Annotated in this window: 1 protein-coding gene; it reads right to left on the bottom strand. The window is 56.2% G+C overall.

Annotated elements, in window-relative coordinates:
• Positions 1-39 precede the first annotated feature (39 nt).
• A partial coding sequence (locus AF337_RS44055) for a hypothetical protein (protein WP_152970848.1) occupies positions 40-450 on the bottom strand: 411 nt, incomplete at its 5' end.

Below are 450 nucleotides of genomic sequence, written 5' to 3'. Positions count from 1 at the left end.
GGTTCTGGAGCTAGCGGCAAATCAGCCCCGACTGCCAATCTATTCGATGCTTGCGTCGCTGATAGTGATGCTGGCGCCCGAACCGCCGCCTGTTTGAGGCTCCAGCCGGATAATGACGGTCTGTGGCTGACGGCAAGACGGGTCATCGGGCAAGGGAAACCCAAATCGTTGAGGCTTTGCCCCGTCCAATACCGAAAACGCCTTGTTCGGAAAAATACCAAACCTACCAATTTCGCGAACGTTACTGCCGCAGTCAAGCGAAACGACCGTCGTCACTGGTCCTGAAGTCGACGGTTCATAACCAGTGACAGTAAGGACGACCCGCGCACTGGTATCAGCCGATGAGTGGACTGCTCTGCTCGATATGGTTATCGTCGCGGGCTTACTGGTCGTTGCCCGCATGTCGCTCTCGTTAGCTTGAACCGGGCTGACGATGCGCAGCATCGATAA

It is taken from the genome of Rhizobium ecuadorense (genome assembly GCF_001187535.1).
Taxonomy (GTDB): domain Bacteria; phylum Pseudomonadota; class Alphaproteobacteria; order Rhizobiales; family Rhizobiaceae; genus Rhizobium; species Rhizobium ecuadorense.
This window is presented reverse-complemented; position numbering and strand designations above follow the sequence as displayed.